Origin of the sequence: Agromyces sp. CCNWLW213, assembly GCF_037199545.1 — a bacterium.
In the GTDB taxonomy this organism is placed as follows: domain Bacteria; phylum Actinomycetota; class Actinomycetes; order Actinomycetales; family Microbacteriaceae; genus Agromyces.
Window position 1 is genome coordinate 205,967 of record NZ_JBBBDX010000006.1, and the last position, 15,587, is coordinate 221,553.

Consider the following 15,587-nt stretch of genomic DNA (forward strand, 5'->3'; position numbering starts at 1 on the left):
GAGGCGAAGGCGCACACTTGGCGCCTCGACGGCCCCCGCGGCATCCGCGCGGCAGGCTGCAGTGCGGGCACCCGGGCGCCGTTCAGGCGGACGGACTACCCTGAAGCGTGACTTCCGTGGATTCCCCCGTCGAGGCCGCGGCTCCCGAGGAGCCCGCCGCGATCACCTTCTCCGACCTCGGGCTCGAGGGTGCGGTCCTCAAGGCGCTGGACGACGTCGGCTACGAGACGCCGTCCGCGATCCAGGCCGCGACCATCCCCACCCTGCTCGCCGGCCGCGACGTCGTCGGCCTCGCCCAGACCGGCACCGGCAAGACCGCGGCGTTCGCGCTGCCCGTCCTCGCGCGCCTCGACGTGTCGCAGAAGACCCCGCAGGCGCTCGTGCTCGCCCCCACCCGAGAGCTCGCGCTGCAGGTGTGCGAGGCGTTCGAGCGCTACGCCGCGCACCTCCGCGGCGTGCACATCCTGCCGGTCTACGGCGGCCAGGGCTACGGGGTGCAGCTGTCGGCGCTGCGGCGCGGCGTCCACATCATCGTCGGCACGCCCGGCCGCATCATGGACCACCTCGAGAAGGGCACGCTCGACCTGTCGGAGCTCAAGTACCTCGTGCTCGACGAGGCCGACGAGATGCTCAAGATGGGCTTCGCCGAGGACGTCGAGACGATCCTCGCCGACACCCCCGACGACAAGCAGGTCGCGCTGTTCTCGGCGACCATGCCCGCCACGATCCGCCGGATGTCGCAGCAGTACCTGCACGACCCCGAGGAGATCACGGTCAAGACCAAGACGCAGACCTCGGCGAACATCACCCAGCGCTACCTCGTCGTGTCGTACGCGCAGAAGGTCGACGCGCTCACGCGCATCCTCGAGGTCGAGAACTTCGAGGGCATGATCGTCTTCGTCCGCACGAAGAACGAGACCGAGACCCTCGCCGAGAAGCTCCGCGCGCGCGGCTACGAGGCCGCGGCGATCAACGGCGACATCGCGCAGGCGCAGCGCGAGCGCACCGTGAACCAGCTCAAGTCGGGCAAGCTCGACATCCTGGTCGCGACGGATGTCGCGGCGCGCGGCCTCGACGTCGAGCGCATCAGCCACGTCGTGAACTTCGACATCCCCACCGACAGCGAGCCGTACGTGCACCGCATCGGCCGCACGGGCCGGGCCGGCCGGACGGGCGACGCGATCAGCTTCGTCACGCCGCGCGAGCGCGGACTGCTCGCCCGCATCGAGAAGGCGACCAAGCAGCCCATCACGCAGATGCAGCTGCCGAGCGTCGACGAGGTGAACGAGACCCGCCTCGCCCGGTTCGACGACCGCATCACGGCGGCGCTCGGCCAGACCGACCGCATCGACGGCTTCCGCGACATCATCGCCCACTACGTGCGCAACCACGACGTCCCCGAGACGGATGTCGCGGCGGCGCTCGCCGTGGTCGCGCAGGGCGACGCCCCGCTGCTGCTCGAGCCCGAGCCCGAGCGGCCGGCGCGCGAGCGCTTCGACCGCGGGGAGCGCCGCGAGCAGGGAGACCGGTTCGACCGCGGCGACCGGTTCGACCGCGGAGACCGCCCCGAGCGGCGCCCGCGCCCCGGTGCGAAGCCCATGACGATGTACCGCATCGCCGTGGGCAAGCGCCAGCGCGTCGAGCCCCGCCAGATCGTGGGCGCCCTCGCGAACGAGGGCGGGCTCCAGCGCGACGACTTCGGGGCGATCCAGATCCGGCCCGACTTCTCGCTCGTCGAGCTGCCCTCCGACCTGCCCGGCGAGGTCTTCGACCGGCTCTCGGGCACGCGCATCTCGGGCCGGCTGATCGAGCTGCGCCCGGACACGGGGCCCAAGCGCCGCCCGCGCGACGGCGACCGGCCCTACCGGCGCCCGCGCGACGACGAGCGGGGCGAGGCGTCGTCGCCCGGCGACGAGAAGCCGTTCCGCAAGCCGCGGCACCGGGGCTGACGCTCGACGCGGGCGGGCGCCGCGGGCTCGTCCGTCACGCGCGCCTCGCCAGCTCCTCGCTGCGCCACCGGTCGTAGCGCTGCCACGGGTCGTCGACGCCCGCCGCCAGCTCGGCCACGTGGGCGGCGATCGCCTCGTCGAGCGCGAACCACTCGCGGCCGGGGTAGCGGGATGCCGCGAACTCGGCGTGCCGACGCTGCTCGAGGAGGCGCCCGCCGCGCTCGAACGCGAGCACCTCGTCGTGCGGGATCACCGCGAGACGCTGCCGGGGGTTCGACGACGTGCCGATCTTGACCCGATCGCGCCAGCGGACGTAGTAGACGACGTCGACGCGCGCGGGCAGCACCTCGACGTCGGGCACCTCGCCGAGCCGCCACTCGCACACCGCGCAGATCCAGCCCGAGGGATATCGCACGCCCACGCGGGAGCCGCACACGAGGCACGCTCCGGGCAGCACGTCGGACACCCCCTCGGCGCGGGTCACCCAGTCGTACGCGGCGAGGAGGTGCGTCGTGCACAGCGAGACCGGCGCGCCCGGCTCGGCCGGAGCCGCGCAGGCGCCGTGCTCGTCGACCGCGGTGCATGCCGCGGCATCCATGGCCATGACGGCAGCGTAGGGGCGACCGCCGACGTTCGGGGTGGCGCCCGGCGTCCTACTCGCCCGGCGGGAGGTGGGCGGCCAGGAAGGCGCGGACGTCGGCGAGCTCGCCGGGGCTGATCCCGTGCGCCAGGCCGGGGTAGACCCGCTCGACGAGCGTCGTGTGGCGGGGCAGCCACTCGGCGGTCCGCGCGACGGCGTGCGCCGCGATGACCCGGTCCTCGGCTCCGCGGCCCCAGAACGCCGGTGGACGCGAGGCCGCGAGCGCGGCGTCGGCCGGCTGGGCCGAGCCGAGCACGAAACCGCCCAGGACGACCGGCGCGATCACGCGGTCGGGCCGGGTGCGAAGGAGCTGCGAGGCCATGAGCCCGCCCTGCGAGAAGCCGATCGGCACGACGCGGGTCGCGGCATCCAGGTGCTCGTCGACCCAGTCCCAGACGGCCGCCGTCGCGGCCTCGACGGGCTGCGCGTCGGGGCTGCCCGGGGTCGTGATCTCGAACCAGGCCGCACCCGGCCCGGCGGGGAGCGGCGCGCGCAGCGACGCCCACGGCAGGTCGAGCCCGAGCATCGGCACGAGGCCGGCGAGGTCGCGCTCGTTCGAGCCGTAGCCGTGCAGGAGCAGCACGGCGACCCGCGGCGCCGCGGCATCCGCAGTGCGCAGGTCGTCGGAGCGCACGTCGAGCAGCGCGGTCATCGGGCGAGCAGCTCGTCGGTCGAGACGTCGGGGAGGGCGACCGTGACCTGCGTGCCCCACGGGTCGTCGACCCTGATGGCGCGCCCGTCGTCGGCGAACTGCAGTCCGCGGCCGCGCAGGCGTGCGGCGAGCGCGTCGAGGTCGTCGCGTCCCGGAACCGTCACGGAGACGTCGCCGAGCCCGAGGCTCGCGGCGCGCGGCCCGGCGCCTCGGCTGTTCCACGTGTTCATGGCGATGTGGTGGTGGTACCCGCCCGCCGAGGCGAAGACCGCGCCGGGATACCCGGTCTGGGTCGCCTCGAAGCCGATCGCGTCGACGTAGAAGCCGCGCGCGTCCACCAGGTCGCCGACCTGCAGGTGCACGTGGCCGACCCTGCCGGCCAACGAGGGACCGGCGTCGACGGCCGCCTGCGTCAGGTGCCGGCGCAGGTAGTCGTTCGGGTCGAGGTACTCCGTCGCCATCCGGATCTGCTCGCCGTCGTGGATCCACGTGCTGCGGTCGCGGTCGGTGTAGAGCTCGACGCCGTTGCCTTCGGGGTCGGTGAAGTAGAACGCCTCGCTGACCAGGTGGTCGCTCGAGCCGACGAACCGGCTGCGGGGGTCCTGCGCGGCGCGCAGCACGGTCGCAGCGAGGCTCGGCTTGTCGTCGAACAGGAACGCCGTGTGGAACAGGCCCGGCTGGCGCGGGTCGACCGCGGGCAGGTCGGGGGTGTGCACGAGCCGGACGAGGGGCGTGGCGCCCCGCCCGAGCACGCGGTGGACCTCGCGGTCGCGCGTGCGCTCCTCGAGGGGTTCCATCGCGAAGGCGTTCGCGTAGTACGTGGTCATGCCCTCGAGGTCGCCGACCCGGAGGGTCACGGCACCCATCGAGGTGGCGGGGTCGAGGACGCGCTCGTCGGTGGGGCCGGTCATCGGGTTCTCCTGTCGGGGCGATTACTTGTAGCAACAAGTATAACCCGCGGTCCGCCGGATGCATTCCCGGCCCGGACGCATCGCCGCCGAAGGTCAGGACTGCTCGTGTGCGCGTCGTTCCATCTGGTAGATCGCAGCCTGGGTGCGCCGCTCGAACCCCAGCTTCGACAGCAGGCCGGAGACGTAGTTCTTCACGGTCTTCTCGGCCAGCCCGAGGTGCTCGCCGATCTGCCGGTTGGTCATGCCGTCGGCGATGAGCGCGAGCACCTGGCGTTCGCGCAGGTTGAGCGCCGCGTAGCGCGGATCGTCGTGATCCTCGCGGTGGGCGTGCCGCGAGACGTGTGCCGTGAGCTTCGCGTCGATGAGCGAGCGACCGGCCGCGACCGCGCGCACGTCGTCGACGATGGTCGAGCCGCGCACGTTCTTGAGCACGTATCCGGCCGCCCCCGCGAGCACGGCCGACATCGCGGCCGCGTCGTCGTCGTACGCCGTGAGGATCAGGCACGCGATCTCCGGATGCCGCGAGCGGATCTCGCGGCACAGGTCGATGCCGTCGCCGTCGGGCAGGCGCATGTCGAGCAGCGCGACGTCCGGCGACGTCGCCTCGATGCGGGGGAGCGCGTGCGCCACGCTGTCGGCCTCGCCGACGATGACGAGGTCGGGCTCGCGCTCGAGCAGTTCGGCGACGCCGCGACGCACGATCTCGTGGTCGTCGACGAGGAAGACGCGGGTCATGGCACTCCACTCATGAGGGGATCACGGGCACGCGCTCGGCCTCGACCGGCACCCACCATCGGGCGCGCGTGCCGTGCGGGCCGCTGTCGACCTCGAATGCGCCGCCGAGCCGCTCCGCGCGCGTTCGCAGGTTGTCGAGCCCGCTGCGCCGGATCGGATCGCCGATGCCGTGGCCGTCGTCGACCACCTCGGCCGCGATCTCGTCGTCGGAGGCCGCCACCGTGAGCCCGACGGACCGCGCGTCGGCGTGCTTCACGGCGTTCGAGAGCAGCTCGCGCACCGACGCGGCGAGCTCGTCCGACAGCCACCCCTCCGAGATCAGGTCGACGGGGCCCTGGAAGGACACCGACACGGGCTGGCGCAGATGGCGCGACGCGGCCCCCGCGAGGTCGAGGACCCGGTGCCGCAGCGTGGGCACGCCCTCCGCCCGGGGCGTCAGCGCGAACACGATCGTGCGGATCTGCGCGATCGTCGCGTCGAGGGTCTCGACGGCGGCCTCGATGCGGTCTCCCGCGGGCCCGGGGGACAGCGAGGCCACCGCCTGCAGGTCGAGTCCGGCGCCGTAGAGCTGCTGGACGACGTGGTCGTGCAGGTCGCGGGCGATGCGGGCGCGGTCCTCGAGCAGCAGCGAGCGCTGCTGCGCGTCGCGCGCCTCGGCGAGCTCGTGCGCGAGCGAGACCCGCTCCGCGAGGTCCTCCGCGATGCGCAGCTCGGCGGGCGTGAAGTGCGGGGCGCCCGGGCGGCGGCCGGCCGCGATCACCGCGCTGGGCGTGCCGGACTTCCGCAGGGCCACGAACAGCACCGGGCCGTCGACGCCGTCGTCGTGGAGTGCCAGCGCCTCGCCGCCGGCGTCCCGTCGCCCTCCGGCGGTCGCCCGGGTCCCGCCGCCCTCGAGCGTGACGGCCGCGAGCGTGCGCCCCGGCGCGATCTCGGTGCCGGACAGCGCGTCGCAGTCGACGCCGCGCGCCTCGAGCACGCGCACCGAGCCGGGCTCGTCGCCCCGCACGACGACCGAGACCCGGTCGGCGGCACCGCGGGTGGCCAGTTCGTCGGCGATGAGGGCGGCGGCGGCATCGCCCGACGAGGTGAGCAGGGCGGCGGCGACCTGGGCGGAGGCCGCGGCCCACGCCTCGCGCATCTGCGCCTCGGCGAACCGGCGGGCGTTGTCGATCGCGACGCCCGCCGCGGCGGCGAGGGCCGCGATCAGCTCGACGTCCTCCTCGGAGAAGTCGCCGTCGGACCGGTTCGTGAGGTAGAGGTTGCCGAACACCTCGTCGCGCACGCGCACGGGCACGCCGAGGAAGCTGTGCATGGGCGGGTGCTCCGCCGGGAAGCCCACCGAGCGCGGGTCGTCGCCGATCTCGTGGAGGCGGATCGGGTCGGGATGGTCGATGAGGGCGCCGAGCAGCCCGCGGCCCTCGGGCAGGTGGCCGATGCGGTGCACGATGTCGTCGGGCATGCCGACGTGGATGAACTCCTCGAGCCCGCCCTGCGGTGCGAGCACGCCGAGCGCCCCGTACTCGGCGTCGACGAGTTCCAGCGCGGCCTCGACGATGCGCCGCAGCACCTCGGACAGCTCGATCTGCTCGACCACGGCCTGGGTGGCGTTGAGCAGGGCGCGGAGGCGGCCCTGCGTGCGCATGACCTCGTCGGCGCGCTCGACGAGGTCTCTGAGCGCCCGATCGAGCTCCACTCGCGGACCCTCAGGAAACGACAAATGCGAGGTCTCCGTCGCTCCCACTCCAATACCCCGGTGGTACGTGCCGCCACTGTAGCACCCGCTTTCCGCCGCCGTACCCCGGCCCTCGCGACCCGCCGCGCCGTGCTGAGGGACCAAAGGCCCCGCTCGCCGAGCGGCCGCATCGGATGCTGTTCGCATGACGATCGTGGTCGGTGCCGACGGAAGCGTGGCGAGTCGGGCAGCCCTCACCTGGGCCATCGATCGGGCGCGCGGCACGGGCGACGACCTCGTGCTCGTGACGGTCGTCGACGACGGATGGGGGTCGGTCGGCGGGCCCGCGCTGGCAGAGCTGCGGAGCGCCGCCGAGCAGGGGAGCGAACGGGAGCAGTCGTTCGTGCACGGGCTCGCGCCCGGACTCGCCGTCAGCGCGCAGGTCGTGGTCGGCAGTCCGATGCTCGTTCTCGCCGAGGCGGCCCGCGAGGCGGATCTCGTCGCCGTCGGGACGCACAAGGTCGGGTACTTCCACGGTCATGCGCTCGGCTCCCGGAGCCTGCAGCTCGCGGCGGTCACGACGACGCCCACCGTGGTGGTCCCCGTCACGTCGTGGCGCGGCCGCACGGGCGTCGCCGTCGGCGTGTCCGGGGGCACGGAGAGCGACGACGCCGTCCGGTTCGCGGCACGCGAGGCGAGGCGCCTCGGCGAGATGCTCGTGATCGTGCACTCGGACGGCGACGAGGCGCGCCCGGCTCCCGCGGAGCGTGCCGCATCGGTGGCCGCCGCCGAACACCCGGACGTCCCGATCGAGGTGCGCAGCACCGCCGATCCCGCCTCGGGCGCGCTGATCGGCGTCTCCCGCCGCGCGGTCCTCACGGTCACCGGCCGGCGCGTGGTCCGCGGGCGGGGATTCCTGCCGCTCGGGAGGACCAACTCGGACCTCCTGATGAACCTGGCCGGCGCCGTCGTGGTCGTCCCCGACCTCGCGACCGCGGCCGCGTCAGCGGCCTGAGCGCGGCCGGCGACCGGCCGCCGTCCAGCTCGCCCCGCGCACGCGCTGCACCATCCACGTCGCGGAGGCGGCGCCGACGGCCCACGCGACGAGCATCGCGATCGAGCCCCAGGCGACCATCGGGCCGTCCGGTCGCCACGCCTCGAGGAGCGCCGTCCGCAGGTGGGCGAGCGGGAAGACGGCGCCGACGCTGCGCATCCAGTCCGGCCCGCCGACGAGGAACACGTCGGAGAAGAACGCCACGACGAACAGGAGCAGGAGCGAGACCGCCCCGGCCGCCCGCGCGTCGGGCACCGCCGTCGCGAGGAGCACGCCGCACGCGGCGAGCGCCGCGACGCCGAGCACGACGACGACGGCCCCGAGCGCGACGCCGCCGGCGGTCGTGCGCAGCCCGAACGCCGCCGCCCCGAGCAGCAGCATCGCAGCGGCGATCACCCAGCCGACGACCACGGCGGCCACGGCGCGTCCGGTCCCGATCTCGGCGATCGAGAGGGGCGTGCCGCGCCAGCGCTTCAGCAGCCCGCGCTCCGCGGATCCGGCGACCCACTCGGCCGTCGTCATGAACGCCACCACCGCGACCCCCCAGGCGCACATCGCGGCGGCCGTCGAGGTGACGATGGGGATCCCGTCGCGCTCGCCGCCGCCCTGCAGCGTCACGAGCAGCCAGACCAGCGCGAGCGGCACGGCGACGGCGAAGAAGAGGTCGCCGGGTCGCCGGAGGGTGGATCTGAGCGCCGCGCCGACCTGGCCCATGGTCCGGCCGAGCTCGGTGGGGCGTCCGGTCCGCGCGCGATCCAGCACGGCCGTCGCCGACGTCGCACCGACCGCCGCCCTCGCGGGGCGGTCCGCGGCATCCGATCCCGTCCGGGCGCCGGGCGCGGCGCCGCCGCGTCGCCGGCGCGCGTGCGGCTCCCACCGGAACGCGACGGCTGCCACGATCGCCCCGGCCGCGCCCCACGCGGCGATGAGCGCGAGATGTCCGAGGTTCCAGGGCGGCAGGTCGTCAGAGGGGTTGAAGAGGTCCTGGAGCGAGACGACGAACGGCTTGAGCGGCAGCGCCCAGGCGAGGTCGCCGAGCCAGGCGGGCAGCTCGCCCCCGATGATGAACACGCCCGAGATGAACGACAGCACGACCACGAGCCCGATCGAGATGGCCTCGGTCGCGCGAGCCGACGGGGCGAGCGTGGCGATGGCGATGCCGAGCGCGCTGAAGGAGAGCAGCGCGAGGAGGATGGTCACCACGAGGGAGGGCACGGCCTCAGCGGGCACGGTCACGCCGTACGCGAGGATCGCGACGGCGAGCAGGACGGCGATCGCCGCGACGGCGAGCGCGGTCACCGCCGCGACCTGCGACGCGACGTACGCCCACGAGGGCAGGGGCGTGCCGCGCAGCCGCTTCAGGACGAGCGACTCGCGGTCGAGGGCGACCCCGATGGCGACCGACGGGAGCGTCGCGAAGAGGCAGCCCATGGCGAGGGCCGTGGGCGTCGCGAACTGCATCACACGCAGGTCGGTCGTCGGGTCGACGACCTCGTTGCCGGCGACGATCCCGACGAGCACGAGCCAGACCAGGGGCAGGCCGAACGTGAACACGAACGCCGTCCGGGCGCGCCACAGCGAGCGGAGCACGTGCGCGCCCCGGTGGACGAGCAGGCCCGCGGGGGCCGGCCGACCGGCCTCCTCGACCGGCGGCAGCCCTCGGGTGCCGGATGCCGCGGCCTCGACGGTCACGCAGGCACCGCCTCGTCCGTCCCGGCGCGCACGGCCCGCTCGCCGACCAGCTCCAGGTACGCGTCCTCGAGGGTCGGACGGCGGACCTCGATGCCGTCGAGCGCGACCTGCCGGTCGAGCGACCAGCCGGTCATCGCGTGGAGCGCGGCCGTCGCATCATCCGTCGTGACCCGCCAGAGGGCGCCGTCGCGCTCGACCGCGGCGGTGTCGCCGAGCACCCGGTGCAGGCCGCCGCCCGCGCCGCCCGCTCCACCCTCCGCGCCGCCGGCGTCCACCGCGTCGACCGACCGGAACTCGATGACCGTCGCGCGACCGCGGGCGGCGAGCGCCTCCGGCGTGCCGAGCGCGACCAGCCGGCCCGCGACGACCACGGCGACCCGGTCGGCGAGGTGCTGCGCTTCGTCCAGGTAGTGCGTGGTGAGCAGCACCGTCGTCCCGTTCGCGCGCAGGTCGCGGATGATCGACCACGCCTGCCGGCGCGCCTCGGGGTCGAAGCCGACGGTCGGTTCGTCGAGGAAGAGCACCTCGGGGTCGCCGACGAGGCCGAGCGCGAGATCGAGCCGCCGCCGCTGGCCGCCCGAGAGGGTCCGCACGCGCGCCGACCGCTTGGCGGTCAGGCCGACGAGCTCGATCACCGCATCGGCATCGAGGCGCCGCGGGTAGAGGTCGCGGTGCAGGCGGACGAGCTCGACGACCGTCGCGTCCTCGTCGAACCCGGCCTCCTGCAGCACGATGCCGATCCGCTCGCGCAGCGCCCGCTCGCGCCGGGCCGGGTCGTGGCCGAGCACGCGGACCTCGCCCGAGTCCGCCGTGCGGTGGCCCTCGATCGTCTCGACCACGGTGGTCTTGCCCGCCCCGTTCGGTCCGAGGAGCGCGAACACCTCGCCACGCTCGATCTCGAAGGACACCCCGTCCACGGCCTGCACGTCTCCGTACGCCTTCCTCAGGTCCCGGACCTCGATCGGACGCATGCCACACCTCCCAGGGTCCCCTCGACGCTACGAGCGAGCGGATGGCGCACCTCGGGCCGAAAGGCCCGCCGGGCGGGGTGACCGGCGCATGTACCCCGTTCGGGAGGCATCACGCCGCTTCGGAAGGTAGGCTGCATCCGGCAATCGCACTGAGGGACGTGGTGGACGAGGCAATGGACGAGCCGAGGGCGGGATCGGCGGGTGAGCGGCGCGGCCGCCATGCCGCGCCTCCTTCCGGACCCGCCGGACTCCTCGACCGGGCGGCTTCCGCGGCGCTCGCGGCGCTCGGCCGCGTGCGAGAGCGGGGCCGCGCGGCGATCGGAGCGTTCCGCGCCGGCCCGCTCGTGCCGTGGGTCTCGGCGCACCGCGGGATCGTGCTCATCGGCGGATCGCTGGTCGTCTCCGCGGCGGCGCTCGCCAGTACCGCGGCCATGATCGCGTCGCCCGGCCCGCCCCCGGCCGCCGAGGGGACCGAGACCGTCGACGACGGCGCCCGGCCCCGCCCGGGGTCGGACTTCACCATGCCGACGCCGGCCCCGACCACGACGACGCCGACCCCCGAGCCGACGCCGATCCCCACGGCGACGCCCGTGCCGGCCGAGCCAGGCACGAGCGAGCCGCCGAGCGGGTCCGAGCCGACGCCGGCGCCGGTCGAGCCCACCCCGGAGCCCGAGGAGGACGCGCCCGGCAACTCCGGCAACTCGCCCGGCGCCGCGAACCGGCCCGACAAGACGAAGGGCTGACCCGGCCGGCTCCGGGCTGATCGGCGCGGAGGCGCGTCGCGGAGTGGGGGCGGCAGGCCGGCGGCGAGGCTCCCGGGGGACGGGAACGGTCTTCAGCATGCCGGCCGGCCTGCCAGGGATGACGAGCATCCCGACTCCGAGTCTGCGGGGCCGCCGAGTCCCGGGGGAGGGCCTTGACATCGGCGGATCGGGCGTGGCGACGCTCGCCGTTCAGGTTCGTCACACTCCGCATTCACTGATCGTTCGGGCGCGCGTGCTGCGCTAGCTTCGAACCGACCCGGACGATCGGAAACGAGACGGAGTCACCGTGAGCAGCCGCAAGGCCGAGTACCCCCGCCCGTCCCACTTCCTCCTGCACATCAGCGACACGCACCTGCTCGGAGGCGGACGCCGGCTCTACGATCGGGTCGAGGCCGACCGGTACCTGCGCGAGCTGTTCGAGCAGTTCGAGGCGTCGGGCGGCCGGCCCGACGCGATCGTCTTCACGGGCGACCTCGCCGACCGCGGCGAGTCGGAGGCGTACGACCTCATCCGCCGGATCGTCGAGCCGGCCGCGGCGCGGCTCGGATCGCGCGTCATCTGGGTCATGGGCAACCACGACGACCGCGACGCCTTCCGCCGCGCGCTCCTCGGCGACGTCGTCGGCGGGCAGCGACCGGTCGACCGCGTGGACGACGTGAACGGCCTTCGCGTCATCACGCTCGACACCAGCGTCCCGGGCTCCCACCACGGCGAGCTGTCGGGCGACCAGCTCGACTGGCTCGCCGAGGAGCTGTCGATCCCGGCGCCGGACGGCACCATCCTCGCGATGCACCACCCGCCGATCCCGAGCGTGCTCGACCTCGCCGCGTCCGTCGAGCTGCGCGACCAGGGGGCACTCGCCGAGGTCGTCGCGGGCAGCGACATCCGCTCGATCATCGCCGGGCACCTGCACTACTCGTCGACCGCCGTGTTCGCGGGCGTGCCCGTGTCGGTGGCGTCCGCGAGCTGCTACACGCAGGACCTGACCGTGCCCGTCGGCGGGACCCGCGGACGTGACGGCGCACGCGCGTTCAACCTCGTGCACGTGTACCCCGGCACGATCCTCCACTCCGTCGTCCCGCTCGGCGAGACTCCCGCGCTCGACTGGGTCGACGCCGACGAGACCCGGCGGCGCCTCGCGACGGCGGGCATCGAGATCGCGGAGGCCGCGCCGCCGCCGCCGCGCGAGGAGGAGCCGCCGTTCACGCGGCCCATCCCCGTGCTCGCGTAGCCCGCGCGAGACGGCGCCGGATCAGGCGGCGGGGTCGTCGGCGCGGACCGCGATCGACGGTGCGCTCGCCGCGACGATCGCGTCCGCGGCATCCGTCGCGCCCTTCTCCCACGGCGCCGGGAACGGGAAGTACCGCTCGAGGAAGTCGATGACCGCCTCGGTGCGCTCCTCGACCGAGATCTCGGGGAAGCTGCCGTCGTTCAGGCAGAACATGTCCATGTCGCGGCGCTTCAGCAGGCGCTTCATCGCGGGCAGCGCGCGCTTCAGGGTCGTCTCGACGTACTTGACCTTCGCATCCGTCTGCACGACGGCGCGGCCGGTGAGCAGCGCGTAGTAGTGGTACAGCGAGTTCGTCACCGAGATGTCGGTCGCCGAGCGGAACCGGCTCGCGGCCGTGCGACGGAACTCCTCCGCGAACTCCTGCTCGAGCTCGGCCATGACGCTCTTGCGCAGCGGTGCGGCGCAGTGCTCGAGGTGCCGCGTCGTGACCTTGCCGTAGCGCTCCCGGAGCAGCCGGCGGTTGACGCGTGCCGCATTCTCGAAGCCCGAGCGGCTGGGGTCGGAGTCGCCGAGCCCGATGCGCGTGCCGGCCTCGACGAACTTCGTGACGCCGCCGGGCGAGAAGAACAGGTCGGGCGAGAGGGGGCGCCCGAAGAACATGTCGTCGTTGGAGTAGAGGAAGTGCTCGGCGATGCCCGGGATGCGGTGCAGCTGGCTCTCGACGGCGTGGGAGTTGTAGGTGGGCAGCACCGACGGGTCGGCGAACATCTCCTCGGCACGCACGACGGTGACCTTGGGATGCTTCGCGAGCCAGGCGGGCGGGCGCGAGTCGGTGCAGATGAAGATGCGGCGCACCCACGGCGCGAACAGGTGCACCGAGCGGAGCGCGTACTTCAGCTCGTCGATCTGGCGGTAGCGGGCCTCGGAGTCGTCGCCCTCGCCGACGACGTAGGTCTGCATGCGGCGCGCGCGCTCGCGGAGGAACTCGACGTCGGATCCGTCGACCCACGAGAACACCATGTCGATCTCGAAGTCGACGTCGCTCGCGAGCGGGGCCCACATGTGCTCGAGCGTGCGCCAGTCGCGGCCGTGGAGGTGCACGGTCTCCTCGACGGCCTCGCTGCGGGGGAGGGTGCGGCGCATGAGCGCGTTCTCGACGGGCGCCTCGATGACGTCCTCGCCGAACCGCCAGAACTCGAGCTGCACGGCCGTCTCGGCGCCGTACCGGAGCCGGCCGACCGGCTCGACGCGCGGGCGGTACAGGCGGACCGCCCGGGGCTTGCGGTGCGACGACAGCGAGCCGTCGGCCACGAGCACGTGCCGGTCGCCGGCCGACTTCTCGGGGATGAGCGTCGCGGCGTAGAACGGCTCGTCGGCGAACGCCGTGACGAGCGCGCGCACGACCGCCTTGCGCTCGGCGCGGTCGACGGCGATCACCGGGCGACCGCCGTCGCGGCGCACCAGCAGGTAGTCGATCCCTGCGACGTCGAGGGCGGACGCCACGGCGCACAGGTCCTCGACCATCGACTCCTGCGGGGTGATGTGCCCGTTGCGCAGCGCGTACTGGCCCTTCCGGACCACGACGTCGTCGCGATCGAAGCGCGCGTGGGTGGCGTCGGGGGAGACGAGCACGAGTTCGGGCACATCGCTCAGCCGCAGGCCCGGATCCGGGTCGGGACGACGGCGACGGAACGCGTCGCCGGTCTGGGGCATGCGGTCGCGGCGGGGCTCGGCGGGCTCGGTCGTCGTCACGTCGTGAGGTGCTCCTCGGTCGGGGTGCTGCGCCGATCGGCGCGGTGCTCTCATGGTACGGCCCCGCGGCCGCGCGAAACGGGGCTTGCATCGAGGTGCGCTCCGGGGGACCGTGTTGCGTCGCGTGTCGTGCCGTGTCGCGCCGTGACGGCGGGCCTTGAGACGGATGCCGCGGCATCCGTAGCGTCGGGCGCATCGCCGGCGACGGGAGGGAGGCGGCATGTCGAGCACGAGCACCGCGGAGCGCACGGGAACGCTCGCCGCGACCGCGACCGCGCCCCTCGCCGACCTGGTCGGCGCGGACCTCGAGGTGCCGGTCCTCGGCGGCGGGCGCACGCGCCACGTGAACCTCGACGTCGCGGCATCCGCCCCCGCGTTCTCGGTCGTCGCCGAGCACGTGGCCCGCGTCCTGCCGTTCTACGCGAGCGTGCACCGCGGAACCGGCTACCTCTCGCAGGCGTCCACGGCGATCGTCGACGACGCGCGCGTCGCGATCGCGCGTCACGTCGGCGCACGGATCGACGACCACGTCGTGGTCACGCGCAACACCACCGAGGCGCTCAACCTCCTCGCGTCGGCGGTGCCCGGCGAGACCGTGGTGCTCGACCTCGAGCACCACGCCAACCTGCTCCCGTGGGCGCGGCGCGGCCGGCGCGTCGTGGTGGCGCAGCCGACCCTGGCGGCGACGCTCGACGCGCTCGCCGCGGAGCTCCGACGCCGGCCGGCGGCGCTGCTGTCGATCACGGGTGCATCGAACCTCACCGGCGAGGTGCTGCCGGTGGAGCCGCTCGCATCGCTCGCCCATGACCACGGCGCCCGCCTGGCGGTGGATGCCGCGCAGCTGCTGCCGCACCGGCGGGTCGACCTCGCGGCATCCGGCATCGACTACCTCGCGTTCTCGGGGCACAAGGCGTACGCGCCGTTCGGCGCGGGCGCCCTCGTCGGGCGCGGGGACTGGCTCGACGCCGCCCCGGCCCACCTCGCGGGCGGCGGCGCCGTCGAATCGGTCGCCGTCGATGCGGCGTCGTGGAAGCACGGGCCCGAGCGCCACGAGGCCGGCACGCCGAACGTCGTCGGCATCGCGGCGATCGCGAGCGCCCTCGGCGAACTCGAGCGGCTCGGCGAGCCCGCCCGCCGCGCCCACGAGGAGATGCTGACCGCCCGTCTGCAGGACGGGCTCGCCGCGATCCCCGGAGTCCGCGTGCTGCGCGGCTTCGCCGACGTCGACGACCGGCTCGGCATCGCCACCGTCGAGCTCGAGCGAGGGTCCGTGGGCCTCGTCGCCGCGGCCCTCGCCGCCGAGCACGGCATCTCGGTGCGAGCCGGCCGGTTCTGCGCGCACCCCTTCTTCGACCGCATCGCGACGCGGGCCAACGGCCTGCGGGCGAGCATCGGCGCAGGATCGACGTCCGACGACGTCGACCGGTTCCTCGACGCGCTCGCCCGCCTGGTCGTCGCCGGACCGGCGCACGCGTACGACCGCACGCCGGCCGGCTGGTGTCCGCGGCACGACGACCGGCCGCGGCCGGCGCTCGGCTGAGGACCGCTCGCCCGCCGCCCGCCA

The 15,587-nt window shown here is 74.3% G+C and carries 13 protein-coding genes; 5 read left to right on the plus strand and 8 right to left on the minus strand.

Annotated features, from left to right (window positions below):
• Positions 1-107 precede the first annotated feature (107 nt).
• The gene (locus WBQ80_RS13140) at positions 108-1,949 is read left to right on the plus strand and encodes a DEAD/DEAH box helicase (RefSeq protein ID WP_336572739.1); all 1,842 of its coding nucleotides are present in this window, start codon (positions 108-110) and stop codon (positions 1,947-1,949) included.
• 34 nt (positions 1,950-1,983) lie between these two features.
• Here the strand turns inward: WBQ80_RS13140 and WBQ80_RS13145 are convergent, their stop codons facing one another.
• From WBQ80_RS13145 to WBQ80_RS13165, 5 genes are all read right to left on the minus strand, one after another.
• Complete coding sequence (locus tag WBQ80_RS13145) at positions 1,984-2,553, minus strand: GIY-YIG nuclease family protein (protein ID WP_336572738.1); 570 nt, start codon at positions 2,551-2,553, stop codon at positions 1,984-1,986.
• 49 nt (positions 2,554-2,602) lie between these two features.
• Positions 2,603-3,241, minus strand: a complete 639-nt coding sequence (locus WBQ80_RS13150) for an alpha/beta hydrolase (protein WP_336572737.1) — start codon at positions 3,239-3,241, stop codon at positions 2,603-2,605.
• Positions 3,238-4,152: a VOC family protein gene (locus tag WBQ80_RS13155; protein WP_336572736.1), complete on the minus strand. Its 915-nt coding sequence runs from the start codon at positions 4,150-4,152 to the stop codon at positions 3,238-3,240. Before WBQ80_RS13155 ends, WBQ80_RS13150 begins: the two co-directional genes overlap by 4 nt.
• Before the next feature lie 93 nt (positions 4,153-4,245).
• Entirely contained in the window at positions 4,246-4,887 is a 642-nt protein-coding gene (locus WBQ80_RS13160; RefSeq protein ID WP_336572735.1) for a response regulator transcription factor, read from the minus strand.
• Positions 4,888-4,897: 10 nt separating this feature from the next.
• Positions 4,898-6,580: a GAF domain-containing sensor histidine kinase gene (locus WBQ80_RS13165; RefSeq protein WP_336572734.1), complete on the minus strand. Its 1,683-nt coding sequence runs from the start codon at positions 6,578-6,580 to the stop codon at positions 4,898-4,900.
• A gap of 184 nt (positions 6,581-6,764) precedes the next feature.
• Here WBQ80_RS13165 and WBQ80_RS13170 point away from each other — a divergent pair, with 184 nt between their 5' ends.
• Positions 6,765-7,574, plus strand: a complete 810-nt coding sequence (locus tag WBQ80_RS13170; protein ID WP_336572733.1) for a universal stress protein — start codon at positions 6,765-6,767, stop codon at positions 7,572-7,574.
• Here WBQ80_RS13170 and WBQ80_RS13175 read toward each other — a convergent pair.
• Positions 7,563-9,305: an ABC transporter permease gene (locus WBQ80_RS13175; RefSeq protein ID WP_336572732.1), complete on the minus strand. Its 1,743-nt coding sequence runs from the start codon at positions 9,303-9,305 to the stop codon at positions 7,563-7,565. The genes WBQ80_RS13170 and WBQ80_RS13175 overlap by 12 nt on opposite strands.
• Entirely contained in the window at positions 9,302-10,276 is a 975-nt protein-coding gene (locus WBQ80_RS13180) for an ABC transporter ATP-binding protein (protein WP_336572731.1), read from the minus strand. The genes WBQ80_RS13175 and WBQ80_RS13180 overlap by 4 nt, the downstream gene beginning before the upstream one ends.
• 173 nt (positions 10,277-10,449) lie before the next feature.
• On the opposite strand from WBQ80_RS13180, the gene WBQ80_RS13185 reads away from it, so the two are divergent.
• Both WBQ80_RS13185 and WBQ80_RS13190 read left to right on the plus strand, forming a co-directional pair.
• Complete coding sequence (locus tag WBQ80_RS13185; protein ID WP_336572730.1) at positions 10,450-11,019, plus strand: hypothetical protein; 570 nt, start codon at positions 10,450-10,452, stop codon at positions 11,017-11,019.
• A 307-nt stretch (positions 11,020-11,326) separates the two neighbouring features.
• Positions 11,327-12,271 carry a phosphodiesterase gene (locus tag WBQ80_RS13190; RefSeq protein ID WP_336572729.1) on the plus strand — a complete coding sequence of 315 codons (945 nt, stop codon included), beginning with the start codon at positions 11,327-11,329 and terminating at the stop codon, positions 12,269-12,271.
• A 21-nt stretch (positions 12,272-12,292) separates the two neighbouring features.
• Here the strand turns inward: WBQ80_RS13190 and WBQ80_RS13195 are convergent, their stop codons facing one another.
• Positions 12,293-13,984, minus strand: a complete 1,692-nt coding sequence (locus WBQ80_RS13195; protein WP_336572742.1) for a stealth family protein — start codon at positions 13,982-13,984, stop codon at positions 12,293-12,295.
• Between the two features lie 259 nt (positions 13,985-14,243).
• Between WBQ80_RS13195 and WBQ80_RS13200 the strand changes: the two genes are divergently transcribed.
• The gene (locus WBQ80_RS13200; RefSeq protein WP_336572728.1) at positions 14,244-15,563 is read left to right on the plus strand and encodes an aminotransferase class V-fold PLP-dependent enzyme; all 1,320 of its coding nucleotides are present in this window, start codon (positions 14,244-14,246) and stop codon (positions 15,561-15,563) included.
• Positions 15,564-15,587 lie beyond the last annotated feature (24 nt).

Excerpts from the sequence above, each read along its gene's own strand:
- WBQ80_RS13195 (WP_336572742.1), bottom strand. The coding sequence starts at position 13,984 with ATGCCCCAGACCGGCGACGCGTTCCGTCGCCGTCGTCCCGACCCGGAT.
- WBQ80_RS13150 (WP_336572737.1), bottom strand. The coding sequence starts at position 3,241 with ATGACCGCGCTGCTCGACGTGCGCTCCGACGACCTGCGCACTGCGGAT.
- WBQ80_RS13200 (WP_336572728.1), top strand. The coding sequence starts at position 14,244 with ATGTCGAGCACGAGCACCGCGGAGCGCACGGGAACGCTCGCCGCGACC.
- WBQ80_RS13180 (WP_336572731.1), bottom strand. The coding sequence starts at position 10,276 with ATGCGTCCGATCGAGGTCCGGGACCTGAGGAAGGCGTACGGAGACGTG.
- WBQ80_RS13145 (WP_336572738.1), bottom strand. The coding sequence starts at position 2,553 with ATGGCCATGGATGCCGCGGCATGCACCGCGGTCGACGAGCACGGCGCC.
- WBQ80_RS13185 (WP_336572730.1), top strand. The coding sequence starts at position 10,450 with ATGGACGAGCCGAGGGCGGGATCGGCGGGTGAGCGGCGCGGCCGCCAT.
- WBQ80_RS13160 (WP_336572735.1), bottom strand. The coding sequence starts at position 4,887 with ATGACCCGCGTCTTCCTCGTCGACGACCACGAGATCGTGCGTCGCGGC.
- WBQ80_RS13155 (WP_336572736.1), bottom strand. The coding sequence starts at position 4,152 with ATGACCGGCCCCACCGACGAGCGCGTCCTCGACCCCGCCACCTCGATG.
- WBQ80_RS13170 (WP_336572733.1), top strand. The coding sequence starts at position 6,765 with ATGACGATCGTGGTCGGTGCCGACGGAAGCGTGGCGAGTCGGGCAGCC.